At 71.8% G+C, this 25206-nt stretch carries 20 protein-coding genes; 16 read left to right on the forward strand and 4 right to left on the reverse strand.

Annotated elements, in window-relative coordinates; all coding sequences use genetic code 11:
• Positions 1-89: 89 nt before the first annotated feature.
• The 3 genes from ASG96_RS08095 to ASG96_RS08105 all read left to right on the forward strand — a co-directional run bounded on the left by ASG96_RS08095 (position 90) and on the right by ASG96_RS08105 (position 3025).
• Positions 90-1163, forward strand: a complete 1074-nt coding sequence (locus ASG96_RS08095; protein ID WP_057587687.1) for a CoA ester lyase — start codon at positions 90-92, stop codon at positions 1161-1163.
• A gap of 4 nt (positions 1164-1167) precedes the next feature.
• Positions 1168-2049 (forward strand): CoA ester lyase, encoded by an 882-nt coding sequence (locus tag ASG96_RS08100; RefSeq protein ID WP_255359550.1) that lies wholly within the window; start codon positions 1168-1170, stop codon positions 2047-2049.
• A 97-nt stretch (positions 2050-2146) separates the two neighbouring features.
• Complete coding sequence (locus ASG96_RS08105; protein ID WP_057587688.1) at positions 2147-3025, forward strand: GNAT family N-acetyltransferase; 879 nt, start codon at positions 2147-2149, stop codon at positions 3023-3025.
• 29 nt (positions 3026-3054) lie between these two features.
• Here ASG96_RS08105 and ASG96_RS08110 read toward each other — a convergent pair whose 3' ends face one another.
• Together ASG96_RS08110 and ASG96_RS08115 are read right to left on the reverse strand one after the other, a co-directional pair.
• Positions 3055-3846 (reverse strand): alpha/beta hydrolase-fold protein, encoded by a 792-nt coding sequence (locus ASG96_RS08110; protein ID WP_057587689.1) that lies wholly within the window; start codon positions 3844-3846, stop codon positions 3055-3057.
• A 91-nt stretch (positions 3847-3937) separates the two neighbouring features.
• On the reverse strand, positions 3938-6373 hold the full coding sequence (locus ASG96_RS08115) for an FdhF/YdeP family oxidoreductase (protein ID WP_157610745.1): 2436 nt from the start codon (positions 6371-6373) through the stop codon (positions 3938-3940).
• Positions 6374-6525: 152 nt separating this feature from the next.
• On the opposite strand from ASG96_RS08115, the gene ASG96_RS08120 reads away from it, so the two are divergent.
• The 3 genes from ASG96_RS08120 (at position 6526) to ASG96_RS08130 (ending at position 9612) form a co-directional block, all read left to right on the forward strand.
• A complete protein-coding gene (locus ASG96_RS08120) occupies positions 6526-7428 on the forward strand; it encodes an extensin family protein (protein ID WP_057587690.1) in 903 nt (300 codons plus the stop codon).
• Between the two features lie 47 nt (positions 7429-7475).
• The gene (gene proS / locus ASG96_RS08125) at positions 7476-8885 is read left to right on the forward strand and encodes a proline--tRNA ligase (RefSeq protein WP_057587691.1); all 1410 of its coding nucleotides are present in this window, start codon (positions 7476-7478) and stop codon (positions 8883-8885) included.
• A gap of 79 nt (positions 8886-8964) precedes the next feature.
• Positions 8965-9612 carry a nitroreductase family protein gene (locus ASG96_RS08130; RefSeq protein ID WP_056753093.1) on the forward strand — a complete coding sequence of 216 codons (648 nt, stop codon included), beginning with the start codon at positions 8965-8967 and terminating at the stop codon, positions 9610-9612.
• Between the two features lie 80 nt (positions 9613-9692).
• Here ASG96_RS08130 and ASG96_RS08135 read toward each other — a convergent pair whose 3' ends face one another.
• Positions 9693-10601 (reverse strand): serine protein kinase RIO, encoded by a 909-nt coding sequence (locus tag ASG96_RS08135; protein WP_082591688.1) that lies wholly within the window; start codon positions 10599-10601, stop codon positions 9693-9695.
• 249 nt (positions 10602-10850) lie between these two features.
• Here ASG96_RS08135 and ASG96_RS08140 point away from each other — a divergent pair, with 249 nt between their 5' ends.
• The 5 genes from ASG96_RS08140 to ASG96_RS08160 all read left to right on the forward strand — a co-directional run bounded on the left by ASG96_RS08140 (position 10851) and on the right by ASG96_RS08160 (position 18484).
• The gene (locus ASG96_RS08140; RefSeq protein WP_057587693.1) at positions 10851-14294 is read left to right on the forward strand and encodes a CHAT domain-containing protein; all 3444 of its coding nucleotides are present in this window, start codon (positions 10851-10853) and stop codon (positions 14292-14294) included.
• A gap of 62 nt (positions 14295-14356) precedes the next feature.
• Positions 14357-15232 (forward strand): caspase family protein, encoded by an 876-nt coding sequence (locus tag ASG96_RS08145; RefSeq protein WP_056753101.1) that lies wholly within the window; start codon positions 14357-14359, stop codon positions 15230-15232.
• 140 nt (positions 15233-15372) lie between these two features.
• The gene (locus ASG96_RS08150) at positions 15373-16572 is read left to right on the forward strand and encodes an acyl-CoA dehydrogenase family protein (protein ID WP_056753103.1); all 1200 of its coding nucleotides are present in this window, start codon (positions 15373-15375) and stop codon (positions 16570-16572) included.
• 40 nt (positions 16573-16612) lie between these two features.
• Positions 16613-17224 (forward strand): general stress protein, encoded by a 612-nt coding sequence (locus tag ASG96_RS08155; protein ID WP_057587694.1) that lies wholly within the window; start codon positions 16613-16615, stop codon positions 17222-17224.
• Positions 17225-17293: 69 nt separating this feature from the next.
• Positions 17294-18484 (forward strand): hypothetical protein, encoded by a 1191-nt coding sequence (locus ASG96_RS08160; protein ID WP_057587695.1) that lies wholly within the window; start codon positions 17294-17296, stop codon positions 18482-18484.
• A gap of 52 nt (positions 18485-18536) precedes the next feature.
• Here the strand turns inward: ASG96_RS08160 and ASG96_RS08165 are convergent, their stop codons facing one another.
• Positions 18537-20078 carry an aminopeptidase P family protein gene (locus tag ASG96_RS08165; protein ID WP_057587696.1) on the reverse strand — a complete coding sequence of 514 codons (1542 nt, stop codon included), beginning with the start codon at positions 20076-20078 and terminating at the stop codon, positions 18537-18539.
• Positions 20079-20281: 203 nt separating this feature from the next.
• Here ASG96_RS08165 and ASG96_RS08170 point away from each other — a divergent pair, with 203 nt between their 5' ends.
• The 5 genes from ASG96_RS08170 (at position 20282) to ASG96_RS08190 (ending at position 25199) form a co-directional block, all read left to right on the forward strand.
• Positions 20282-21766 (forward strand): threonine/serine exporter ThrE family protein, encoded by a 1485-nt coding sequence (locus ASG96_RS08170; RefSeq protein WP_057587697.1) that lies wholly within the window; start codon positions 20282-20284, stop codon positions 21764-21766.
• 49 nt (positions 21767-21815) lie between these two features.
• Positions 21816-22433, forward strand: coding sequence for a MaoC family dehydratase (locus tag ASG96_RS08175; RefSeq protein ID WP_369793579.1), 618 nt, complete (start codon positions 21816-21818; stop codon positions 22431-22433).
• 176 nt (positions 22434-22609) lie between these two features.
• On the forward strand, positions 22610-23563 hold the full coding sequence (locus tag ASG96_RS08180; protein ID WP_057587698.1) for a hypothetical protein: 954 nt from the start codon (positions 22610-22612) through the stop codon (positions 23561-23563).
• 134 nt (positions 23564-23697) lie between these two features.
• Entirely contained in the window at positions 23698-24588 is an 891-nt protein-coding gene (locus ASG96_RS08185; protein ID WP_057587699.1) for a PHP domain-containing protein, read from the forward strand.
• The gene (locus ASG96_RS08190; RefSeq protein WP_056753125.1) at positions 24585-25199 is read left to right on the forward strand and encodes a MarC family protein; all 615 of its coding nucleotides are present in this window, start codon (positions 24585-24587) and stop codon (positions 25197-25199) included. The genes ASG96_RS08185 and ASG96_RS08190 overlap by 4 nt, the downstream gene beginning before the upstream one ends.
• The last annotated feature ends 7 nt before the right edge of the window (positions 25200-25206 follow it).

Here is a 25206-nt window from a genome sequence, read left to right on the forward strand (position 1 = left end):
ACGGCCACCCTAGTGATCCCGCCCTCATCGGTGGCACGCGTGACTGTCGTCATAACGCGGGCCGCCCGGCCGTTGCTACGTTGGCGCCCATGCGCAGCGCCAAGGACTTCTTCCGGCCGCTCGCGGTGGGGGCGCCGACGCCCCTGACGCAGGTGCCAGCCCGCCCGTCACGGGTCATCCACTTCTTCGACCCGAGCAACCCGAAGATGGCCGCCAAGGTGCCGGGCCTCGTCGGCACCGTCGACGTCCTTCTCGGCAACCTCGAGGACGCCGTCAAGGCCGACCGCAAGGAGGCGGCCCGCGCGGGACTCGTCGAGATCGCCAAGGCCACCGACTTCGGCGAGAACACCCAGCTCTGGACCCGCATCAACGCCCTCGACAGCCCATGGGCGCTCGACGACCTCACGACCCTCGTCAGCGAGATCGGCGACAAGCTCGACGTCGTCATGGTGCCCAAGGTCCAGGGCGCCGAGGACATCCACTACGTCGACCGGCTCCTCGCCCAGCTCGAGGCCAAGGCCGGGCTGACACGCCCGATCCTCGTCCACGCGATCCTCGAGACGGCGCGGGGCATGGTCAACGTCGAGGAGATCTGCGGCGCCTCGCCGCGCATGCAGGGTCTGTCGCTCGGGCCCGCCGACCTCGCCGCCGACCGCCGGATGAAGACGACCCGCGTGGGTGGCGGGCACCCCGGCTACCTCGTGCGCACCGATCCCGTCGACGGCGACATCACCGGGGCGCGCGCGACGGCGCAGCAGGACCTCTGGCACTACACGATCGCCCGCATGGTCGACGCGTGCGCGATGCACGGGATCTACCCGTACTACGGCCCCTTCGGCGACATCCAGGACGTCGTCGCGTGCGAGGACCAGTTCCGCAACGCGTTCCTGCTCGGCTGTGTCGGCACCTGGTCGCTGCACCCCGTGCAGATCGAGATCGCCAAGCGCGTCTTCAGCCCCTCGGCCGAGGACGTCGCGCACGCCCGCCGCGTCGTCGCCGCCATGGGCGATGGCACGGGCGCGGTCATGCTCGACGGCAAGATGGAGGACGACGCCAGCCTCAAGCAGTGCCTCGTCATCGTCGAGCTCGCCGAGCGCCTCTCGAAGACCGACCCCACGCTCGCCGAGCTGTATGCCGCCGAGCCCGCCCCGCAGGAGGGCTGAGCCCGTGACCGACCCGTCCACGGCATACCGTCCCCGTCGCTCGGTGCTCTACATGCCGAGCTCCAACGAGCGCGCGCTCGAGAAGGCCAAGACGCTTCCCGTCGACGCGCTCATCCTCGACCTCGAGGACGCCGTCGCTCCTGACGCCAAGGAGGCGGCGCGTGAGAAGGCCTGTGCCGCAGCGCAGTCCGGTGAGTACGGCCGGCGCGAGCTGACGATCCGGGTCAACGGCCTCGGGTCGCAGTGGCACGACGCCGACCTCGCGACCGCGGCCGCCGCCGGACCCGACGCGATCGTCGTGCCCAAGGTCGGCTCGGCCGACGAGGTGCGCGGTCTCGTCGCGGCCATGGAGGCTGCCGGCGCACCCGAGCGCACGAGGCTCTGGGCGATGGTCGAGACGCCGGGCGCGGTGCTCCACGCCGAGGAGATCGCGCGGGCGTCCGACCGGCTCGCCTGCCTCGTGCTCGGCACCAACGACCTCTACAAGGAGCTCGGGGCGACCTTCGTGCCCGGGCGGGCCGCGATCCAGACCTCGCTCCAGCTCGCGGTCCTCGCGGCCCGCGCCGCCGGGGTGGCCGTCCTCGACGGGGTCTTCAACGACGTCAAGGACGCCGACGGCTTCCTCGCCGAGGCACACCAGGGCCGGGAGATGGGCTTCGACGGCAAGACGCTGATCCACCCGGGCCAGGTCGAGCCGTGCAACGAGGTCTTCGCGCCGAGCGCCCAGCAGGTCGAGCAGGCGCGGGCCGTCATCGCCGCCTTCGAGACCGCGCAGGCCCAGGGCAAGGGCGTCGCGACCCTCGACGGCCGGCTCGTCGAGAGCCTGCACGTCGACACGGCCCAGAAGGTGCTCGCGACCGCCGAGGCCATCGCCACCCTCTCCTGACGGTTCGATGTATTCGACGGTCACCGGTGACCGTCGAATACATCGAACCGGGGAGCGAAGGGTGCGGTCTCGCTCGGTGACGGTGTTGGATCGCAGGATGTCGATCGAGCTGGGCACGCCGGGAGTCGAGGGTCTCGTCGAGGCCGTGCACGGGATGCGTCCGTGGCCACGGGACGGGATGCCGGTCCAGCTGCATCCCGGCGACCTGGGCTGGAACTGGAGCCACGGCGCGGAGGCCACCGCCGCGGCCGTCCGCACATGGCACCGCGACGGGCGCCTCGTCGCGGTCGGTCTCCTCGACGAGCCGCGCGTGCTGCGGATGGCGATCGCGCCGGAGGCGGGTGACGACGACGAGCTCGCGCAAAGGCTGCTCGGCGACGTGGCGCAGCCCGGGCGCGGTGTGCTCCCGGCCGGGGAGGCCTCCGTCGAGGCGCGGTTCGGGGACGCCTTCCGAGCGCGCCTCGCGGCCGACGGGTGGGGCGACGGGGAGGCCTGGACGCCGCTCGTGCGTGACCTGGCCGATCCCGTGGAGGACTGCGGGCTGCGGGTCGAGGTCATCGGCGCGGACCCCGCGCCGGAACGGCTCCGGGACCGGGTGGCGGTGCAGCGCGCGTCGTTCGACACCTCGACGTTCACCGAGCAGCGCTGGCGGGCGATGGCGTCCGGGCCGGCCTACACCGACGCGCGGTGCCTCGTCGGTTACGACGACGGCGGAGCCGCAGTGGCGACGGCGACCGTGTGGGCGGCCGGCCCGGGCCGGCCGGGGCTCATCGAGCCGCTCGGGGCGCACCGCGACCACCGGGGCCGCGGCCACGGTCGGGCGATCACCCTCGCGTGCGCGGCCGCGCTGCGCGACCTCGGCTCGTCGAGCGCCCTCGTCTGCACGCCCAGCGCCAACGTCGTCGGGGTCGCCACCTACGTGTCGGCGGGTTTCCGTCGCGATCCGGACGCCCACGACCTGCACCGGGACGCGTAGGGGAGAGCGCGGCGCCTACCCGGGTGGGCTCACGAGTGGGCGGCCGCCCACGCCATCTCTGCGGGCACGTTCCCACCCCAGAACGCGTCGTCGTGGCCGCCCTCGGTGAAGTGCGTCTCGGCGCCGGGAAGGCGCCGGGCCAGCTCGCGGTTGGCCGCGATGAACGGGTCGGACCTGCCGCAGTCGAGACGGACCGGGATGCTTCGCAGGAGGTCGAGCCGGTTGAAGATCGAGTGCCGGTCGAAGTCGGCGCGCCCGTCGTAGGCCCGGGCGGGCGTCTGGCTGCCCTGCTGCCACAGGGCAGCGCTGGCGGCGACGACCCCGCTGACGCGCGAGCGGCCGAGCTCGCCGGCGATGAGGAGGGCACCGAAGCCCCCCATCGACCACCCGAGCAGGGCGACCGGGGAGGATGCCGGCAGCCCGGAGGCCTCGAGCGCCATCGGCACGAGCTCGTCTCGGACCATCGCGCCGGTGTCGCTGCCGTCGCGGCGCGGGTGCCAGTAGCTGTTGCCGCCGTCGACCGAGACGAGCGCCATCCGGGACGGCTCGACCGCGTCGGCGAAACCGAGGTCGAAGGCGTCGTCGGCGCCCCCGCCGAAGCCGTGCAGCGCCACGAGGAGGCCACGGGGTCTGCCCGAGTGCGGCACGGCCATCCGCCAGCGCGGCGCCTCGACGCCGAAGCGGTTCGAGAGCACGCCGTCGCTGAGGGTCGGCCCGCCGGCGGACGAGCACCCGCCGAGACCGGTCGCCGAGACCGCCGTCGCCAGACCGGCCGCGCCGAGCAGCAGGGTGCGCCGGGAGGGACCGGGGCCGGTGGGCATGGCGGGAGCGTACGACCTGGGTCCCGCCCTGCCCGCCGGCGCGCCCGCCGACGCGCATGCCGCCCCGCCCGCCGACGCGTCGTCGGTCAGGTCAGCTCAGGTGGTGCGGCTTGACCTCGCTGCGCTTCTCCGAGTCCTCGCCGGCCTGGAGGTCGTCGCTGGCCGAGTGCGGTGGGGCCTGGCCGGCCGGGACGAGCCGGACGATGACCGCCTTGGACACCGGGCAGTTGCTGCCGACCGCGGTGGACTCGAGGGCCACGAGCGGGTTGACCTCGGGGTAGTAGGCGGCGACGCACCCACGCACCGTCGGGTAGGACACGACCCGGAAGTCGCGCACGACCCGCTGCGTGCCGTCGGGCCAGGGTGCGATGACGTCGACGTGGTCACCGTCGGAGAAGCCCAGGGTGGCGAGGTCGTCGGGGTGGACCATGACGATCTCGCGTCCACCTGAGATGCCCCGGTAGCGGTCGTCGTGGCCGTAGATCGTCGTGTTGAACTGGTCGTGGCTGCGGAGCGACTGGAGCACGAGGTGGCCCTCGGGCGCTGCCACCATCTGCAGCGGGCTGACCGTGAGGACGGCCTTCTTCGACGGCATCTCGAAGGTGCGCGAGTCGCGCGGCGGGTGCGGCAGCACGAAGCCGCCCGGCCGTTGGACCTTCTCGTCGTAGGCCTCGCACCCGGGCACGACGCGCTCGATGTGGCGGCGGATGACGGAGTAGTCGTCGGCCATGGCGGCCCAGTCGACCTCGCCCGCGGCGCCGCGCCCGGCGAGGGTTGCCGACGCGATGCCGCAGACGATCGAGACCTCGGAGCGCAGCTCTGGGCTCGCCGGCTCGAGCCGGCCGTGCGAGAGGTGCACGCTCGACATGCTGTCCTCGACGGTGACCCCCTGCAGGCCGCCGCGCTGCTCGTCGCGCTCGGTGCGGCCGAGCGTCGGGAGGATAAGCGAGGTGTGGCCGACGACGACGTGCGAGCGGTTGAGCTTGGTCGAGATGTTGACGACGAGGTCGACGGTCCGCAGCGCGTCGTGCGTCACCTCGGTGTCGGGCGTCGCAGCGGCGAAGTTGCCGCCGAGCCCGACGAGGACCTTCGCCTCGCCGTCGCGCATCGCGCGGATCGAGTTGACGACGTCGAGACCTCGCTCGCGCGGTGCCTCGATGCCGAACTCGGCCTCGAGCGCGTCGGCGAAGTGCGGCGGGAGCTTCTCCCAGATGCCCATGGTCCGGTCGCCCTGGACGTTCGAGTGGCCCCGCACGGGGCACAGGCCGGCGCCGGGCTTGCCGATGTTGCCCTGGACGAGGGCGACGTTGGCCATCTCCTTGATCGTCGCGACGGCGTGCCGGTGCTGCGTGACGCCCATGGCCCAGCAGAGCACCGTCTTGCGCGACCGCGCGAAGAGTTCGGCGACCCGCTCGATCTGGGACCGGTCGAGCGACGTGGCCTCGGTGACGAGGTCAAAGTCGAGCTCGCGCATGTGGGCGGCCCACTCCTCGAAGCCGTCGGTGTGGCGCTCGACGAAGTCGGTGTCGAAGACGTCCTCGCCCGCGTCGTGACGGGCGACGAGGAGCGAGCCGATCGCCTGGAACAGCGCGAGGTCGCCGCCGAGCCGGATGGGCAGGAACTCGTCGGCGAGCTCGGTGCCGATCCCGACGAGGCCCTTGACCTTCTGGGGGTTGTCGAAGCCGCGCAGCCCGGTCTCGGGCAGCGGGTTGACGGCGACGATCTTCGCCCCTCCGCGCTTGGCGATCTCGAGCGCGGTGAGCATGCGCGGGTGGTTGGTGCCGGGGTTCTGCCCGGCGATGACGATGAGCTCGGCCTCGTGGATGTCGTCGAGGCTGACCGAGCCCTTGCCGATGCCGATGACCTCGGCGAGCGCGACGGACGTCGACTCGTGGCACATGTTGGAGCAGTCCGGCAGGTTGTTCGTGCCGAAGGCCCGGGCGAAGAGCTGGTAGGCGAAGGCCGCCTCGTTCGACGCGCGCCCGCTCGTGTAGAAGACCGCCTCGTCGGGCGACGCGAGCCCGCGCAGCCGCTCGGCGACGAGGGCGTACGCGTCGTCCCACGAGATCGGCTCGTAGTGGGTGCCTCCGTCGCGCAGCACCATCGGGTGGGTGATGCGTCCCTGCTGGCCGAGGAGGTAGTCAGTCCAGCCCGAGAGCTCGGCGACGGGGTGCTCGGCGAAGAACGACGGGTCGACCCGGCGCAGCGTGGCCTCCTCGGCGACGGCCTTGGCGCCGTTCTCGCAGAACTCGGCGAAGCTGCGCTCCTCCGGGTGCGGGTCGGGCCACGCGCAGCCCATGCAGTCGAAGCCGTCGGCCTGGTTGATCCGACGTAGCGTCGCGAACGACCGGCGCGCCCCCATCTGCTCCATGCCGCGCTGCGCCGTCACGGCGATGGCGGTGAGGCCTGCGGCCTTCGACTTGATCTTGCCCCGGTCGACCTCGGTGGGGTCGACGTCGTGGGTGGGAGCCGCTGTCGGCCGCACGGGCACGATCGGGATCATGGTGCGGCGCCGGTGCTCGGACATGGTCAAACCCCTCGTTGGATCGGTGGTCACAAGACTCGTTCCCCGTTCGTCCTCGCACGTCACCATGCGGAACTGGCAGTTTCCTGTGAGTCTGCCCCATCGCGTTCGTGGCCCGCGGGATACCTCCGGCCGCCCCGCGCGTTGGAGCAGTCATGAGCCAGGACAGGCGGACGGGTGAGCCGACGCCGCCGGTGCCCGACCCCGACCGGCCGCACGCATCGCCGCCCGGCCTGACCCGCCGCCGCGTGCTCACCCTCGGTGCGGTGGGCGCCGTCGTCGCCGGAGGGGCGTATGCCGTGTCGCGCGGTCCCGGCCTGCACTCCCTCCCGCAGCTGTCCGGCCTGGGTGAGCCGGCACCCCCGGAGCTGCGCCTCGACCCGCGGCCGGTGGACTTCTCGGCCCTGCAGGCGAGGCGGCGGATCGGTGCCGCGGCCCACGTCTACGAGGTGAGCGCGCGCCCGGCCGCCTACTACGTCACGGAGCCGTTCGGTGCCCGCCTGGACCGATGGCTCGCCCTGCACCAGCGGCACGTCGGCCAGGTGCCCGACGAGATCCGGTCCTACGGCGCCTGGGTGCGCGGCTCGTCGACGTCGTGGCACAGCTCGGGCGAGGCCATCGACATCGCCCGGCTGCGCGCCGGCGGACGCGACCTCACCTCGCTGCGCCACGACCAGTGGCGCGACGCCCCGGCCACCGAGCTGCGCCGACGCCTCGCGCTCTACTGGAGGACCGCCGCCGGCCTGCACCACGAGTTCGCCGACGTCCTGACTTACCTCTTCGACGCCTCGCACGACAACCACATCCACGTCGACCTCGGTCGCTTCGGACCCGAGCGGCCGCGCCTCATCCGCCGGTCCAACGCCCAGGTGCAGGCGGTCCAGGCGATGTGCCGCCACGTCTGGGGTCGTGCCGAGGTGGAGCTCACCGGCGAGTTCGACGCCGTGACCCGGGACGTCACCACACGCATACTCGAGCAGTCCGGTGGCCCCGGCGAGCTCGCCGACAGCCGGGAGGCGTGGCAGGCGTTCATGGTCGCCACGATGGAGCGGGCGTAGGGAAATGCCGTGACGAGCGGCTCGGGCCCGATCGTAGGATCGAGCCCATGGCCAAGACCGTGCTCACGCCCCAGTCCGAGGACTTCCCCCGCTGGTACCAGGACGTCGTCGCCAAGGCCGAGCTCGCCGACAACGGGCCGGTGCGCGGGACGATGGTCATCCGACCGTACGGCTACTCGATCTGGGAGCGGATGCAGGCCGACATGGACCGCCGCATCAAGGAGGCCGGCGCGCGCAACGCCTACTTCCCGCTCTTCATCCCGGAGTCCTACCTGAGCCGGGAGGCCGAGCACGTCGAGGGTTTCAGCCCCGAGCTCGCGGTCGTGACGCACGCGGGCGGCAAGGAGCTCGAGGAGAAGGTCGTCGTCCGACCCACCTCCGAGACCGTCATCGGCGAGTTCATGGCGAAGTGGACGCAGAGCTACCGCGACCTGCCGCTGCTGCTCAACCAGTGGGCCAACGTCGTCCGGTGGGAGCTGCGGCCGCGGATCTTCCTGCGCACCAGCGAGTTCCTCTGGCAGGAGGGCCACACCGCCCACGCCACCGAGGAGGACGCACGGCTCTACGCCAAGCGGATCCACGAGGAGGTCTACGCGACGTTCATGCGCGAGATGCTCGCCATGCCCGTCGTCCTCGGCCGCAAGACGGCACGCGAACGTTTCGCAGGAGCGACGAACACCCTTGCGCTGGAAGGGATGATGCGTGACGGCAAGGCGCTGCAGATGGGCACGAGCCACGAGCTCGGCCAGAACTTCGCCAAGGCCTTCGACATCACCTACCTGTCCGAGCAGGGGCGCCAGGAGATGTGCTGGACAACATCGTGGGGCAGCTCGACCCGCATGCTCGGCGGCCTCATCATGGCCCACGGCGACGACCACGGCCTGCGGGTCCCGCCGCGGCTCGCGCCGGTCCAGGTGCTCGTCATGGTCGTCAAGCAGGGCGAGGGGGTCGTCGAGGCAGCCCGTCAGGTCGTCGCCGACCTCGTCGCGCGCGGGGTCCGGGCCGAGCTCGACGCGCGCGTAGACACGCCGTTCGGCCGCCGCGCCGTCGACGCCGAGCTCAAGGGCATCCCCGTCCGCGTCGAGGTGGGGCCCCGCGACCTCGCCGAGGGCTCCGTCACGGTCGCCCGGCGCATCGCCGGCGGCAAGTCGTCGGTGCCGCTCGGTGGCGTCGCCGACACCGTCACCGGTGCGCTCGAGGAGGACCACGACGCGTTGTATGCCGCCGCGCTGGCCCACCGGGACGCGAACACGTCGGCCGTCGCCACCGTCGAGGAGGCCGCCGAGGCGGCGCGCACCGGCTGGGCCACCCTCCCGTGGTCCACGCTCGGTCCCGAGGGCGAGGCGCTGCTCGCCGAGTCGGCGGTCACCGTGCGGTGCCTGACGATGCCCGACGGGTCGGTGCCGAGGTCGGAGTCCGACGACGGCGTGCTCGCCGTCGTCGGGCGCGCCTACTGACGTGGTCCTGGCCACAGACCCGGCGGGAAGAGTCCGGTCACCGGCATGGTTGAGACGTGCGTGAGGACGGTGAGGAGACATGACTGACGTGACCGCAGGCAGTGGACGGCACACGCCACCGGCACAGCCGGAGAGCCTGACGCCCTTGCTGCGCGACCGCGAGAGCGTCATGGTCTACGACCGCTCGCACGTGCTCGGTCCGGACGCCCTGCGCGCGATCCTCGAGGCGGCGCGGTGGTCGCCGTCGGCCGGCAACTCGCAGCCGTGGGGCTTCATCGTCGGGCTGCGCGGAGACGACACGCACGCGGCCATGGTCGACGTCCTGTCGTCGGCCAACCAGGTCTGGGCGCCGTCGGCATCGGCGATCATCCTGACGCTCCACCAGGTCGCGACCGACGAGGACCACGAGCTCGCCTACAGCGACTACGCGATGTTCGACCTCGGCCAGGCCGTCGCGCACATCACGGTGCAGGCGCGCTCGATGGGGCTGCAGGTGCGCCAGTTCGGTGGTTTCGACCACCTGGCGGCGACCGAGCGGTTCGCCGTCCCGCCGCACTGGGCCGTCACGACGGGGATCGCCCTCGGCCTTCCGGCCGGCCCCGACGACGACGCCGAGATGCCGGAGTGGGTGCGCACCCGGGCCCGGCTGCCACGGTCGCGCCTCCCGCTCGAGGCGTTCGTCCACTCGGGGAAGTTCGGCCACCCGGCGGACTTCCTGACCGACTGACGGATGAAGGACGATGGAGGCCACCCCACGAACGGGTGGCCTCCATCTGACCTGTGGGCTCCTCGGCGAACCGAACGACCTCACCAGCGCGACGTCGCCGCCGCGATGAGGTCACCGAAGAGCAGACCCTCGTCGACCGCGTACCCACGACGGGTGAACCAGTCACACATGTTGTGGGTGTCGCGTTCGAGGAACTCCGGGCCGTGCGGGTTGCCGATGACGTCGACGACCTGCGGCCAGTCGATGAGGACGAGTCGCGCGTCGCCCCCCTCGCCCTCGAGGAGCACGTTGTAGGGCGAGAGGTCGCCGTGCGCCCAGCCGAGCTCGGCGAGCCGGAGCATCGCCTCGCGCAGCTGCTCGAAGAGCACCGGCAGCAGGTCGGCGTCAGGACGCACCTGTGCGAGACGTGGTGCGGCCTGCCCGTCCGAAGTGCCGATGAACTCCATCAGCATCTCGTCCTCGCCCATCTGCACCGGGTAGGGCACCGGCAGTCCCTCGTGCCAGAGGCGGACCAGCGTCTCGAACTCGGCGAAGGCCCAGAGGCCGCTGATCAGCTCCTTGCCGAACGCGGTGCGGGTCCGCATGGCCCGCGTCTCGCGCGACTTCCGCACGCGCCGCCCCTCGAGATAGCCCGAGTCGCGGTGGAACATGCGGTGCTTGCTCGACCGGTACCGCTTGCCGGCCATGAGCACGTCCCGGTCGGGGGAGCCGGGCACCCACCGGCGCACCAGGTGGACGTCGGCCTCCTTGCCGGTCTTGAGCACCCCCAGGTCGGCCTCGACCGCACCGAGGTCGGTGATGACCCAGTCGGGTCGGGGCTTCGGGCCGTGCGTGGCGCCGTCCCAGCTCGACCACCGGTCGCCCTCGGGAGGGCCGTCGGGGTCGGTGTCGACCGCGTACTGCTCGTCCTCGATACCGAGGACCCGCCGAGCGGTCAGTCGGGTCTCGACGGCCGCGAGGTCGTCGTCGTGAAAAGCGTTGAATGACAAGAGAACTCCAAGGAAGAAGTGATGTGGGCAGGCATGCCCGGGGCCGTGATCGACATGTCACCCTCCTTGGGTCCCGGCGCGCGGCCGTGTGCCGCTGCGCTCGCCAAGAGACTGGCGCACCCGGCGATGCCCGCGCAACGGAATTAATCCGCGCGGGGTGAGGCCGTTTGCCGCGATCTGTATCACCGAGCACGCCGTTCGCCTCTACGGTGGCAGGAGCAGGGGAGACGTCTCGGAGGGAGCCCAGGTATGCCGTCCGCGTCCTTCGGCGGGGGAGCGGTGCGCGTGCGCGTGCCCCGCGGCTACGACACGACCGCTGCGACGGACCGGACGGATCGCGACCTGCCGACGGGAGGTCGCCGGGCGGCCGAGCGCGCCGCCCTCGTCGAGGCCCTCCGCACCGACGACTTCGTCGTGGTCGACCGGATCGACCTGACCCCACGGCGTGCTCGCGACCTCGACGGTCCTGCTCCGGCCAACCGGGCCGGCACCGTGAAGCTCGACGTCGACGTGCCCGCCGGCAGCGACGCCGTCGTCCTGCTCGAGCGCGACGGGGTCTACTCGTGGCACCTCCCGGTCGACGCGTCGGAGCGCACCCGCTCGATCGACCCCGGTCCACGCACCGTGTCGTTCGCGCTCTCGGTGCAGCCCGAGCGTCCGCGCCGACCGCGACGGCGATCGCGCGGCCTGGACGCGCCCGGCCCCGCAGCGGACCGCGGGCTGCTCGGCGACCTCGCCCACGGCGTCCTCCAGGCGATCGTCCTGCGCTTCGCCGCGCCCGTCATCGTCGACAAGGTCGTCGAGCGGCTCGAGGCGGGCGTGCGCACCGGCCTGGTCCACGTGACCGGTGGGACGCTGGAGGCGTGGAAGCCCGTCGGCTCCCTCGCGGAGGTGGGCCTGCCCACCGACCGTCCGGCACGGGTCCTGCTCCTCGTCCACGGCACCTTCTCGTCGACGAGCGGTGCCTTCGGGGCAGTCGCCGTCACCCCCGGGGCGGAGGGCTTCGTCGACACGCTCGTGTCCGCGTACGACGCGGTCATCGGCTTCGACCACCGCACTCTCAGCGTCGACCCCGAGCGCAACGCCCGGGACCTGCTCGCCCTCCTCGCGCCCCATGACGGCGAGCTCGTGCTCGACGTCATCACCCACAGCCGCGGCGGCCTGGTCACCCGCTCGTTCGTCGAGTCCGTGCTCCCGGGCGCCGGACTGCGCATCGGCGTCGACTCGATCGTCTTCGTCGCCTCCACCAATGGCGGCACCCACCTCGCCGACCCGGAGCGGTGGCACGACCTCGTCGACCTCTACACGAACCTCGTGATGGTCAGCGCTGCCGGGCTCTCGCTCGTGCCCGGGGGCGCCCCGTTCGCGGCGGTGGTCAGCGGTGTCGTCCGCGGCGTGGGCGCGCTCGTGAAGTACCTCGTGTCGTATGCCGCCGGCGGCGACGGCGTGCCCGGTCTCGCGGCCATGACGCCCGACGGGCCCTTCGTCACGACCCTCAACCGGGACCAGCCGGGCCAGCCGCGTCCTGGGACGAACTGGCACGTCGTGACGTCCGACTTCCACGTGACGCTCTTCGACGACCACCACAACCCGCCGGAGTTCCCGCGCGAGCTCGCGGTCCGTCTGGCCGAGGGCTTCGTCGACGGGATCTTCAAGGGCCGCAACGACCTCGTCGTCGACACCGACTCGATGTCGGCGATCGGGCTGCCGACGGGCGGCTTCGTCCGGGACACGTTCGCGCTCGGCACCAACGACGTCGTGCACCACGTCAACTACTTCTCGCAGCTGTCGGTCATCGGCGCGATCTCGCAGTGGCTGCCCCTCGGGCTCGGGGCGTCCGACGAGGGAGCGCACCTGCCCGAGTGGATGACGGTGGGGCCCGTCCTCGGGGGCGACGGTGGTGGCGACGACCGGGGTCTCGAGATGGCCGAGATCGAGGAGCCGACCACCGCGGCCCGACCACCGACGGCAGCCCGCCCGCCGACGGCCGCGCGGCCACCGTCCACGATCGCCCGGCCTCCGGCGCGGCCGGCGCCCGGGAGGAAGGCCGCGGCCACGGCTGCCGCGAAGGCGACGGCGAAGAAGGCGACGGCGAAGAAGGCGACGGCGAAGAAGGCGACGGCGAAGGCCGTCCGCCGCGACCAGCAGAAGCCACCGCGTCCCGGACCGAGCAGTCCCCTCGAGGGGACCACGGCGGCGGAGCTCGCCGCGGAGATGCCGTCGACGGTCACACCCGGCGCTGACGCCACGGTGCGGGTCCGGCTCTCGCGGCAGGTGCTGGCGGCCACGGAGGGCACGGTCCACGTCTCCAGGACGGTCCACGTCGACGCGGAGCGCCCCGTCAGCGTGCAGGTCTACGCCAAGGACAACGCCCAGGTCCTCGAGACGGAGGCCAAGGTCTTCGGGCTGCCGAGCGGCGACTGGGCCAGCGAGCTGACCTTCCGGGTGCGTGCGCTCGAGGCCGGTCCGGTCCGCGTGTCCATCGTGCTGCGACAGGGCTGGGTGCCCGTCGCCACCCTCACCCTCGAGTCGACGGCGGCCGCCGCGGGCATGGTCGCGGCGGCGCCCGTCACCGCCACGGTCCACACCGGCATCGACGCGCCCGAGCTCGACGGCCTGCCGTGCCTCGACATCGTCGAGAGTCGTCGCGTCACGGGCGAGCGCGTCTACAGCTATGCGCTCCGACTCGTGCCGGGCGAGGCCGAGCGGACCTTCGAGTCGGCGCCGATCGTGGGCCGCGACGAGTTCGTGCGCGACCGCATCGCCGAGGTCGAGGGTGTCATCAAGGACCCCGACCTGACGCCGCGCCAACGGATGTCGCGGCTGCAGAACACCGGCACGCTGCTCTTCGACCAGTTCTTCCCGGAGGACATGCAGGCCTACCTCTGGGAGCACCGCGACCTCGTGCACGACCTCATCGTCTACACCGACGAGCCGTTCGTGCCGTGGGAGCTCGTGCACCTCAAGCCGGCCCGGGGCAAGCGCGGCACCACGCCGCGCTTCCTTGCCTCCGGCGGGCTCGTGCGCTGGCAGCTCGGCAGCTTCCCACCCCGGTCCGTACGCGTCCGCCGCGGCCACGCACGGTCCATCTGCCCGGTCTACGCCAACCCGATGTTCAAGAACGACGTCGGCGTCGCCGAGGCCGGCTACCTCAAGGACCGGTTCGGGGCCAAGGCCGTGACGGCCACCCCCACCGGCGTCGAGCGACTCCTGCGCGGTGGAGGCTTCGACCTGCTGCACTTCTCGGGCCACGGGGCGGCGCGCTCCGACGACATCGCCGAGGCGAAGGTCCTGCTCAAGGGCCAGCGGCGCGGCACGACGGTGCGCGAGCAGTACCTCACCTCGACCGACGTCTCCCAGAACCTCGACTGGACGGGCCCCGACAGCGTCGGCCCGATCGTCGTCCTCAACGCCTGCCAGACCGGTCGATCCGGTGAGCTCTTCACGACGGTGGGTGGCTTCGCCAAGGCCTTCCTCGACGCCGGGGCCTCGGCCTTCGTCTCCTGCCTCTGGTCGGTCCAGGAGGAGCCGGCGCGGGTCTTCGTCGAGACGCTCTACGAGGAGCTGCTCAAGGGCACCCAGATGTCGCGCGCGAGCGCCCTCGCGCGCGAGGCGGCGCGCGACGCCGACGACCCGACGTGGCTCGCCTACGTCGTGTACGCGAGACCTGACGCTGTCCTCGAGACGGTGTGAAACGGCATACGCCCCAGTCGAACCCGCTCACCTGACGGGTTCCCGAGAAGGAAGGAACGGCCATGGCACGCAGGGCTCTGTGCGTGGGGATCAACGAGTTCGAGTCGCTGCCGCAGACGAGCTGGCTGAACGGCTGCGTCAACGACGCCACCGACATCGCCAAGGCGCTGCGGCCGCTCGGCTTCACGGCGCGGGCAACGACGGTGCTCACCGATGCCGGCGCGACGAAGAAGGCCGTCATGACGGCCCTGACGAAGCTCGTCGACACCGCGAAGGCCGGCGACCACGTGATCTTCACCTTCTCCAGCCACGGGACGCAGGTGCCGAACGAGCCGGGTGGTGACATCGAGCCCGACGGCCTCGACGAGGCCTTCGCCTGCTACGACATCCGTCAGAAGGGCGACCAGTGGGACCGTGACACCGTCATCGTCGATGACGAGCTGCGTGACCTCTTCACCCGCGTGCCCTCCGGGGTCCTGCTCGAGGTGCTGCTCGACACGTGCCACAGCGGCACCGGCCTGAAGGACCTCGACGAGATCCTGCAGGCCCAGCTCCTCGGCCGGAAGCCGCGCTACCTCCCACCGCCGACCCCCCGAGGTCTCGAGCAGACCCGGTCCATCCGGGCCGTGACACCCGTGCGCACCGTCGACCGCAAGGCCCTCGTCGAGCTGACGAAGAGCCGCGGCACGGCCTCCAAGCCCGTCCTCTTCGCGGCCTGCAAGCCCAACCAGACGGCGTCCGACGCGACGTTCGACGGGCGCTCCAACGGGGCCTTCACCTATCTCTTCCTCAAGGCCATGAAGGCCAGCCCGACGGCGACCCGCACCGAGCTGCTGCGCACCGTGACGGCGGGGCTCAAGGAGGGCGACTTCAGCCAGCGCTCGACCCTCGAGGGGCCGGTCAAGTCCAAGAAGGTCGGCTTCGGCCAGCTCTGGTAGGCGGGACCGCCGAGGGCGCTCCGGTGACCGAGGACACAGGTGTCGACACTCACACGCGAGCGCGCTGACCGCGTGCCCGGCGCGACGGCATACTCGATCGCAGTTGTCCGAGAGCCCAGACGCAAGGTGGCGATCCGAGCATGTCCCGACTGCAGCAGACCGACGGCCTCACCGAGGAGCAGAGCGAGCTGATCAAGCTCGTCCGTGAGTTCGTCGACGAGCAGATCATCCCCGTCGCCATGGAGCTCGAGCACAAGGACGAGTACCCCCAGGCGATCGTCGACGGCATGAAGGAGATGGGGATCTTCGGGCTGATGATCCCGGAGGAGTACGGCGGCCTCGGGGAGTCCCTGCTGACCTACGCCCTCTGCGTCGAGGAGATCGCGCGCGGCTGGATGAGCGTCAGCGGCATCATCAACACCCACTTCATCGTCGCCTACATGGTGCTCCAGCACGGCACCGAGGAGCAGAAGCAGCACTACCTGCCCAAGATGGCGACGGGCGAGATCCGCGGTGCGTTCTCGATGAGCGAGCCGGGCTGCGGCTCGGACGTGGCGGCCATCAAGACGAAGGCCGTCAAGGGCGACGACGGCGAGTGGTCGATCACCGGCCAGAAGATGTGGCTCACCAACGGCGGCTCCGCCAACCTCGTCGCAGTCCTCGTCAAGACCGACACCGGCGCTGAGTCGGTGTACAAGAACATGACGACCTTCCTCGTCGACAAGGAGTCCGGCTTCGGCGAGACCGCCCAGGGCGTCACCGTGCCCGGCAAGATCGACAAGATGGGCTACAAGGGCGTCGACACGACCGAGCTCATCTTCGACGGGCACCGCACCACCGACGCACAGATCCTCGGTGGCGAGCCGGGCAAGGGCTTCTACCAGATGATGGACGGCGTCGAGGTCGGCCGCGTCAACGTGGCGGCTCGCGGATGTGGTGTCGCGAGAAGGGCATTCGAGCTCGGCATCTCCTACGCCCAGCAGCGCGAGACCTTCGGCAAGAAGATCGTCGACCACCAGGCGGTGCTCTTCCGGCTCGCCGACATGGCCGTCAAGGTCGAGGCCGCGCACGAGATGATGGTCAAGGCCGCCCGCAAGAAGGACTCGGGCCAGCGCAACGACCTCGAGGCCGGCATGGCGAAGTACCTTGCGTCCGAGTACTGCTCACAGGTCGTCGAGGACAGCTTCCGCATCCACGGTGGCTACGGCTACTCCAAGGAGTACGAGATCGAGCGTCTCTACCGCGAGGCGCCGATGCTGCTCATCGGTGAGGGCACGGCCGACATCCAGCGGATGATCATCGGCCGCCGCCTCGTCGAGGACTACAAGCTCAAGGCATGAGGGTCCCTCCCGTCCGGGGCTGGGATGCGAGGATGGACGCATGAGCCTGCAACCGAAGGGTCCGGGGGGACGCCAGGGATTCGCGACGCTGTCCCTCGAGTACCCCATGTCGCTGGGCGTGTTCGAGCAGTACGTCGACGCACAGAGGGCCGTCGACACGCTGTCGGACAACCAGTTCCCGGTCGAGAACTGCCTCATCGTCGGCACCGACCTCAAGCAGATGGAGCGGGTGACGGCGCGCCTCACGTGGGGCCGGGTCGCCCTCGGCGGTCTCCTCTCCGGCGTGTGGCTCGGGCTCTTCGTGGGCCTGATCCTCTCGCTCTTCTCCCGCCCCTCGAACCCGCTGACCCTGCTGCTCTACACCGCCCTCTACGGCGCGGTCTTCGGCCTCGTCTGGTCGCTCGTCGGCTATGGCTTCACCCGCGGCGCGCGCGACTTCTCGTCGGTGAGCCAGGTCGTGGCGACCCGCTACGAGGTCTTCTGCGAGCACAAGTTCGCCCAGCAGGGTCGCCAGATCCTCGCCGACGCGGGCATCGACGTCGGCGGCCGGGCGGGCATCGGCATCGCCCCCGTCACGCCGCCGACGCCTTCGACGCCTCCGACGCCGCCGAGGAGCCCGGACCAGCCGGGCCCGCCGCCGCCCGCCGGCTGACGCGGCTGCAACGAAAGCGGTCGCCCACGTGTCCTTCCGGGTGACGGATCCCCGACGAAGGAGCGCCTGATGCAGCCCCGCAGGTCCAGACCGTATGCCGCCGGCCGTGCTCTCGTGACCGGCGTGGCCGCGGCCCTCGCGCTCGCCGCGTGCGGGACCGCCGCTGCGCCCCAGCCGGGGGAGACGTCGCTCGCGGCCGGCCCGGTCCGGGCCGTGACCGACCAGCCCGTCGAGGCCGACGGTGCGCTCCGGTGCCCCGAGTCGGTCGGCTCCGTCGACCTCTCGAAGCCCGCGGCCGTCCCGCAGAAGCCGCAGGGCGTCGACGGCGCGGCACGGCTGCTGCCCGACCGCGACCCGGCCTCGGTCGTCGTGTGCGGCTACCCGGTCGTCGACATCATGGCCACCACGCCGCTCTCGCCGCCCTTCCGCCTGGCGAAGCGCAGCGTCGCGAGCGAGTCGCAACGGGCCGCGCTCGTGGAGGCGATGACCTGGGCGCCGCGGGTCACGGGTGGGCCTGGGGTGTGCACCCTCATGGCCGGCAACGAGACGGCATACCTCGTCGGGGCTGCCTACGGCGACGCGATCGTCTGGGTGTCGGCGCTCGCCGACGCGAACGCCTGCTCGACGTCGACGAACGGCGACTTCCCGTCGGGCCCGGGGCCGGCGGTCGTGCTCGACCAGATGTTCGGCACGCGCACCCCGCCCCCCGAGGCGGTCGCCGCCTGCTCCCGGTCGTCCTGGGGTCGGCTCGGGGACGACCAGACCCTGGCCCCCACGGGCGACCCGACGGTGACGGTGTGCCGTGACTCAGTGGACGGCACGGTCAGGGCGACCCAGCTGGACGCAGCGCCCTCGGCGCAGGTCACGGCGGCGCTCCGTGCCCTGCCGACGAAGCCCACCGACCAGACCTGCCAGGGCTCGGACAAGACGAGCGACGCGCGGTTCGCGCTCGTGCTCGCGTATGCCGTCGGGCCGGCCGTGCGCATCAACGTCGACCCGGCCTGTACGCCTTCGGTGCTCGGCTCCGGCCTCGAGTCCCAGGACGCGGGCTCCCTCGTCGACCTCGTCGAGCAGTGGAGCCCGCCGATCCCGGCCCCCGACCCGAACGGCTCGGTGTCGTCCGACGGGTCGGTCGCACCACCCGCAACGGCGCCTGACGCGACCGTCCCGACTGAGGTGCCCGGCTCGACGGGTGGAGGTGCGGGCGGCACCACTGGCATCGAGCCCGCGACCCCGACCGAGATCCCGATGACGAAGTGACCTCCCCCTGACACGCCGAACGCGGCGTTCGGTCAGGTGGGGAAGGTGGCGGTCAGGCGCGGGCCGCCCAGATGCGGGCGACCCACTCCTCGACCTCGGTGCTGCTGCGCGGCATCGCGGCCGACAGGTTCTCGCAGCCGTCCTCGGTGATGAGGATGTCGTCCTCGATGCGCACGCCGTTGCCGCGGAACTCGTCGGGGACGAGCTCGTCGTCGGCCTTGAAGTACAGGCCCGGCTCGACGGTGAGGACCATCCCCGGCTTCAGCTCGGCGTCGGAGTACTCCTCGCGGGTCGCGAGAGCGCAGTCGTGCACGTCGATGCCGAGGTGGTGGCTCGTGCCGTGCACCATCCAGCGGCGGTGGTGCTGACCGTGGTCGGCGTCGAGCGTGCCCTCGACGTCGACGCCCTCGGGCAGCAGGCCCCACTCGTGAAGGTGCTCGGCGATGACGCGGATGGCCGCGGCGTGGACGTCGCTGAACCTGTTGCCCGGCTTGCAGGCGGCGATGCCGGCCTCCTGGGCGGCGTACACGGCGTCGTAGATCCTGCGTTGCGCGTCGGTGAAGGTGCCGCTGACCGGCAGGGTGCGGGTGATGTCGGCGGTGAAGAGCGAGTCGACCTCGACGCCGGCGTCGAGGAGCAGCAGGTCGCCCTCCTTGATGTCGCCGGTGTTCTTGATCCAGTGCAGCGTGTTGGCGTGGTCGCCGCTGGCGCAGATCGAGTCGTAGCCGACCCCGTTGCCGTGGTGGCGGGCGTGCAGGCCGAAGACGCCCTCGACCCAGCGCTCGCCGCGGCCGCGGCGGACCGCCTCCGGCAGGTCGGCGATGACGGCGTCGAAGCCCAGGTGGGTGCCGTCGACGGCGTCGCGCATCTGCTCGACCTCCCACTCGTCCTTGACGAAGCGGAGCGTCGAGAGGAACGCGGCGAGCTGCTCGTCGGCCTCGCGCTGGCGGTCGGTGCGGGTCTCGGCCTCGGTGGCCTCCTGCGTCCCGGCCGCGGCGTCGCGGGCCTTGTCGACGCGGGTCGCGACCTCGGTGTCGGCGTCGCGCACGACGCGGATCGTGACCGCGCCGGCGTCCTTGCCGACGGCGTCGCCGAACTCGTCGATGTGGCGGGCGGTGACGCCGAGCTCGGACTCGATGTCGGCGAGGGTGGGGCGCGCCCCGACCCAGAACTCGCCGTAGCGCGAGTCGCCGAAGAACTCCTCGGTGTCGCGGTCGGCGAGCGGGCGGAAGTAGAGGACGGCCTCGTGACCGTCGGTGCCCTCGCCGTCGGCGGACGGGCGCGGCTCGAGCACGAGCACGGCGTCGGGCTCGCGGTCACTGCCGAGGCCCGTGAGGTGGGCGAAGGCGCTGTGCGGGCGAAAGACGTAGTCGCAGTCGTTGCTGCGCACCTTGAGGCCGCCGGCCGGGACGACGAGGCGCTCACCGGGGAAGGCGGCACTGACGGCGTCACGGCGACGGGCTGCGTGGTCGGCGACCTCGGCCCGGGGGGTCACCCCGGTGTCGCGCGGCGCCCACCCGGTCGCGACGAAGGCCCGGAACTCGTCGGTCGTCGGGCGCTTGCGGCTCGGAGACGTCTTCTGCTCTTCACTCATCACCCCGTCATGGTGCCACGAAGCGCGGACCCCGCCGAACCCGGATTCCGGCCCGCTCGTCACCCCGCTCGGCACCCCGGTGGGGTACCCCCGGGTCCGAACCGGTGGCATACGGTCTGGGGGTGGCCCGCACCGACCGACCCGCCCGGCCGACCACCGCCCACCGGAGCCTGCCCTCACTGAGGGCGAGCACCCGGCGGGCCATGAGACCGAGCGGGCCGCCGACCGACGAGATCCCGATCTGGACGACGCCCGACGGGGTGGACTCGGTCACCGCCCAGGCCGTCATCGACCTCGCCATGCGAGCCGGGGTCGCGATGATCGCCACGGGCGCCGCAGCCGCCGACGTCACGGCGACGGTGCTGACCCTGACCAAGGCGTACGGCCTCAGCTCGGTCCACGTCGACGTCACCTACACGTCGGTCACGGTCTCCTACCACCGCGGCCCGAACGCCGACCCGATCACCGTGATGCGCATCGTGCGCTTCCGCGTCCAGGACTACACGCGTCTCGAGCGGCTCCGCGGCCTCATCGTCGACCTGTCGCAGGACCCGGTCCCCGTCGACGAGGCCCGGGTGCGCTTCGACGCGGTCATCACGGCCCCGCACCCCTACCGCCGCTGGCTCGTCACCGTCGCCGGCGGGGCGCTCGCGGCGGGTGCCGCCGGCCTCGTGGGCGGGGGGCCGTTCATCATCCTGCTCAGCTTCCTCACCGCGACGGTCGTCGGCCGGGTCCTCAGCTGGCTGACCGGGGCGGGCGTCGCGGCCTTCTTCGCGCAGTGCGTCGGCGCGGCCATCCCGACGGCGGTCGCGACCCTCGTCGTGGCGGCCCAGTCCGTCGGCCTGACCTTCGTCGGTGACGTGTCGCCCTCGCTCGTCGTCGCGTCCGGCATCGTCCTGCTCCTGTCGGGACTCTCCGTCGTCGGAGCCGCCGAGGACGCCCTCGAGGGCTACTACGTGACCGCCGGCGCGCGGGGCTTCGAGGTCATCGTCCTCTCGCTCGGCATCGCCGTCGGCATCTCGGTCGTGCTCTCTCTCGGCGAGCGCCTCGACTACCCGATCGCGATCAGCTCGCAGACCCTGCTCAGCGACGACGTCGTGGTCCAGGTCGTGTGCGCCGTCATCATCTCGGTCGCTTTCGCGGTGCTCTCCTACTCGAGCGGCACGGCCGTGTTCGTCGCCGGCGTCGCAGGCGGGGTCGGGTGGGTCGTGCTCGCGCTCGCCGAGCGGGTGCTCCAGCTCGGTGCCGTGACCGCATCGGCGACCGCCGCGCTCGTCATCGGCTTCGCGGCCCGCCTCGTCGCCCGGCGCCTCACCATCTCGGCGCTCGCCGTCACGACGGCCGCGATCGTCCCGCTGCTCCCGGGCCGGATGGCCTACGAAGGCATCTCGCAGCTCGTCACCAACCCCGACGGCAACGGTTTCGCGCTGGGCGTGCCGACCCTGCTCCGGGCCTTCGGACTCGGCCTCGGTCTCGCGGCCGGGGTCTCGCTCGGCACCTACTTCGCGAGCCTGCTCGTCGCCAAGAGCCAGGGTGTGCGCCTCTGCCCGGCCGCCGGCGCGACGCTGCCCTCCGACCCCGACCCCATGGCCACCGACAGCACCGCGCCGGTGCTGTCCGAGCTGAGCGAGCTGACCGCGACCGCGGACGCGACCCCGCCCGGCGCGGTCGACAGGGAGCAACCGTGAGCAAGCACACGGCATACGACCATGGGCGTATGCCGCCCGCTCCGGCAGGCTGGGAGCCGCTCGTCCCAGCGGGGCCGGGTCAACCCTTCGACGAGGAGCGGCAATGCAGTTCGGACGCAGCTACGAGGAGTTCGAGGTCGGCGCGGTCTACCAGCACTGGCCCGGCAAGACGGTCACGGAGTACGACGACCACCTCTTCTGCCTGCTGACGATGAACCACCACCCGCTGCACCTCGACACCCACTACGCCGCGGGGTCGACGCAGTTCGGGCAGAACGTCGTCGTCGGCAACTACGTCTACTCGCTGCTGCTCGGCATGTCGGTGCCGGACGTGTCGGGCAAGGCCATCGCCAACCTCGAGATCGAGTCGCTGCGCCACGTCGCACCGACCTTCCACGGCGACACGATCTACGGCGAGACGACCGTGCTCGACAAGTGGGAGTCGACCTCGAAGGACGACCGCGGCGTCGTGCACGTCGAGACGGTCGGCTACAAGCAGGACGGCACCGTCGTGTGCATCTTCCGGCGCAAGGTCATGGTGCCCAAGGAGAGCTACCTCGAGGCGCGCGGCGGCGAGCAGCCCGGCCGCCCGGTCCCCGTCCCCGACAAGAACTGGCCCGGCCGCATCACCGAGGGCGCCGAGGCCACCGAGACCGACCAGCCCTGACGCGAGCCTCCCGCAACACACCGAGTAGGTCACAACTCACCGCGATCGGATCCCGGGGTGTTGTGACCTACTCGGTGTGTTGCGTTCGTCCACAGCCGGTGCGCGCGGTGGCCGTTGTGTCCACAGGTCTCGCCGCGAGGTCGAAGACGTGCCCGTATGGCGCCGAGTCTGCTCCCATGGACACACGACTCGAGGCGCTGTCCGGTTCTCAGGGCGGGGTCTTTGCCGCACATGAGGCCCTGACCGCCGGGCTCACCAGGGCTTACCTGCATCAGGCGCTTCGGGCGCGGAAGCTGGTGCGGGTGCGGCGGGTCGCCTACGTCCACGCGACCGTGTGGCAGGCGGCGTCCCCTGACGAGCGTTATCGGCTCGGCTGCCTCGCGGTCGCCAGATCGAGACCGGGTGACGCGTTGAGCCACCATGCGGCTCTCGCAGTGCTGGGACTCTCGTTGTGGGGTCACGACATCGGACGCATCGACCTCGTGACCGACACGGTCCAGAGCGTGCGGCGCGGGTCCGTGTGGCTCCACCCGGACGACGGCGTCGCCGTGGCCTCTGTCGCGGACGCCGCCTGCGTCTCGCCCGCTCGGGCTGTGGTGCGGACCGCGCTGACGATGGGGCAGGACTGTGCCGTGGTGGCCGGCGACGCCGCTCTGCACCGAGGTCTGGTCACCCTGGCTGATCTGATGACCGAGGTGGCCGCCATCTCACCGCACCAGGGACGCGGCCGAGCCATGGAAGCCGTGTTGCTCATGGACAGTAGGAGCGAGTCGGTGGGCGAGTCCCGGACGCGGCTCGCACTGCGACGCCTGGGCTTCCAACCAGACAGCCAAGTGGTTCTCCGTGACTCCGACGGGCGCTTCGTGGCGCGGGTCGACCTGGTCGTGGACGGTGTCGTGCTCGAGTTCGACGGGTTGGTGAAGTACGCGCGGCAACGAGACGCCGAGGACGGTGCGCCCGATCCGGAGGAGGTCGTCTGGCTTGAGAAGCGGCGTGAAGACGCGATCCGCCGGCTCGGCCACCCCGTCGAGCGTGTCATCTGGAACGAGCTGGAGCGACCTGGGCTCATCGGCGCACGAGTCCGCTCTGCCAAGGTGCTCGTCACCGCTCGCGTTCCCCGCCCAGCCTGACCCGCCGGATTCAGCAACTCACCGAGCAGGTCACAACGCGCCGGAATCCGATCACGGTGCGTTGTGACCTGCTCGGTGTGTTGCCGGGGAGGGTCTGTCGAGGGCGCATCCCCGGCGCCCCTACGCTTGGGGGCGTGACACCGACCGGGACCGCAGGCGCGGCGCGCACGCGTCCGGTCATCGACCTGCACACCCACTCGGCGGTGAGCGACGGCACCGAGACGCCGTCCGAGCTCGTCGCCGCAGCGGCGGCGGCCGGGGTCGACGTCCTCGCCGTCACCGACCACGACACGGTCGCCGGCTGGGACGAGGCGGCCGAGGCCGCCCGGGACCAGGGCGTGACGCTCGTGCGGGGCATCGAGATCTCGTGCGCCTGGCGCCACTCCTCGATCCACCTGCTCGGCTACCTCCCCGACGCCGACGACCGGCCGCTCATGGAGGAACTCGCCCGGGCCCGCGACTCCCGATCAACGCGCCTCGAGCGGATGGTCGCGCTCATGGCGGCGGACGGCATACCCCTGGGCTACGACGAGGTGCTCGCGCAGGTGGGCCCGGACGCGACGCCCGGTCGACCCCACATCGCGGACGCCCTCATCGCCAACGGCACGATCCGCCACCGCGACGAGGCGTTCCGCTCGTGGCTCGGCGACGACTCGCCCTACTACGTCGGCCACTACGCGCCCGACCCCGTCCGCGCCGTCGAGCTGGTGCGCGCGGCCGGCGGGGTGCCCGTCATCGCCCACCCCTTCACCCGCACCCGGTCGGGCGACCTCGACGACGCCCTCGTGGAGCGGATGCGGGACGCGGGGCTCGCCGGGCTCGAGGCGCGCCACCGCGACCACGGCCCCGCAGAGGTGGCCCGGGCGACGGCGCTCGCCGACCGCTTGGGCCTGCTCGTCACCGGGTCGAGCGACTACCACGGCGAGGGCAAGCGCAACCGCCTCGCCGAGAACACGACGACCCCCGAGGTGCTCGACGCGATCGAGGCGGCCTCGAGCGGGGCCACGGAGGTCCTCAGGCCGTGAGTCTGTTCGACACGACCATCTTCCTCAGCACCTTCATCACCCTCGTTGTCATCCTCGACCCGCCCGGAGCGGTGCCGATCTTCCTAGCCCTCACCGGGTCGCTGACGAAGGTGCAGCGCCACGTCGCGGCCCGGCGTGCCTCGCTCGTCGCCGTCTTCGTCATCGGGATGTTCGCGCTCTTCGGCAAGAGCATCCTCGACTACCTCCACATCTCGATCGCCGCGCTCCAAGGGGCCGGCGGCCTGCTCCTGCTCCTGGTCGCGCTCGAGCTGCTGACGGGCAAGGAGTCCGACTCGCTCGCCGACGCCGGCGTCAACGTCGCCCTCGTGCCGCTCGGCACACCGTTGCTCGCCGGTCCCGGGGCGATCGTCGCGACGATGCTCGCGGTGCAGGGCTCGCGCACGACGGGCGCGTACGTCGCGGTCGGCTCCGCCCTCGTCGGCGCGATGCTCGTCGTCTACCTCGTGCTGCGTTTCGCCGGACAGGTGCGCGGACTGTTGCGCGAGAGCGGCACGATGCTGCTCACCCGCATCGCCGGCCTGCTGCTGTCGGCCATCGCCGTCCAGATGGTCGCCGACTCGGTGCGCGCCTTCGTGGCCGGCGAGGGCTGAGCGGGCG

The organism is Terrabacter sp. Soil810, from assembly GCF_001429645.1.
Lineage (GTDB): Bacteria > Actinomycetota > Actinomycetes > Actinomycetales > Dermatophilaceae > Terrabacter.

Excerpts from the sequence above, each read along its gene's own strand:
- ASG96_RS08095 (WP_057587687.1), top strand. The coding sequence starts at position 90 with ATGCGCAGCGCCAAGGACTTCTTCCGGCCGCTCGCGGTGGGGGCGCCG.
- ASG96_RS08105 (WP_057587688.1), top strand. The coding sequence starts at position 2,147 with ATGTCGATCGAGCTGGGCACGCCGGGAGTCGAGGGTCTCGTCGAGGCC.
- ASG96_RS08110 (WP_057587689.1), bottom strand. The coding sequence starts at position 3,846 with ATGCCCACCGGCCCCGGTCCCTCCCGGCGCACCCTGCTGCTCGGCGCG.
- ASG96_RS08115 (WP_157610745.1), bottom strand. The coding sequence starts at position 6,373 with ATGTCCGAGCACCGGCGCCGCACCATGATCCCGATCGTGCCCGTGCGG.
- ASG96_RS08120 (WP_057587690.1), top strand. The coding sequence starts at position 6,526 with ATGAGCCAGGACAGGCGGACGGGTGAGCCGACGCCGCCGGTGCCCGAC.
- proS (WP_057587691.1), top strand. The coding sequence starts at position 7,476 with ATGGCCAAGACCGTGCTCACGCCCCAGTCCGAGGACTTCCCCCGCTGG.
- ASG96_RS08130 (WP_056753093.1), top strand. The coding sequence starts at position 8,965 with ATGACTGACGTGACCGCAGGCAGTGGACGGCACACGCCACCGGCACAG.
- ASG96_RS08140 (WP_057587693.1), top strand. The coding sequence starts at position 10,851 with ATGCCGTCCGCGTCCTTCGGCGGGGGAGCGGTGCGCGTGCGCGTGCCC.
- ASG96_RS08145 (WP_056753101.1), top strand. The coding sequence starts at position 14,357 with ATGGCACGCAGGGCTCTGTGCGTGGGGATCAACGAGTTCGAGTCGCTG.
- ASG96_RS08150 (WP_056753103.1), top strand. The coding sequence starts at position 15,373 with ATGTCCCGACTGCAGCAGACCGACGGCCTCACCGAGGAGCAGAGCGAG.
- ASG96_RS08155 (WP_057587694.1), top strand. The coding sequence starts at position 16,613 with ATGAGCCTGCAACCGAAGGGTCCGGGGGGACGCCAGGGATTCGCGACG.
- ASG96_RS08160 (WP_057587695.1), top strand. The coding sequence starts at position 17,294 with ATGCAGCCCCGCAGGTCCAGACCGTATGCCGCCGGCCGTGCTCTCGTG.
- ASG96_RS08165 (WP_057587696.1), bottom strand. The coding sequence starts at position 20,078 with ATGAGTGAAGAGCAGAAGACGTCTCCGAGCCGCAAGCGCCCGACGACC.
- ASG96_RS08170 (WP_057587697.1), top strand. The coding sequence starts at position 20,282 with ATGAGACCGAGCGGGCCGCCGACCGACGAGATCCCGATCTGGACGACG.
- ASG96_RS08180 (WP_057587698.1), top strand. The coding sequence starts at position 22,610 with ATGGACACACGACTCGAGGCGCTGTCCGGTTCTCAGGGCGGGGTCTTT.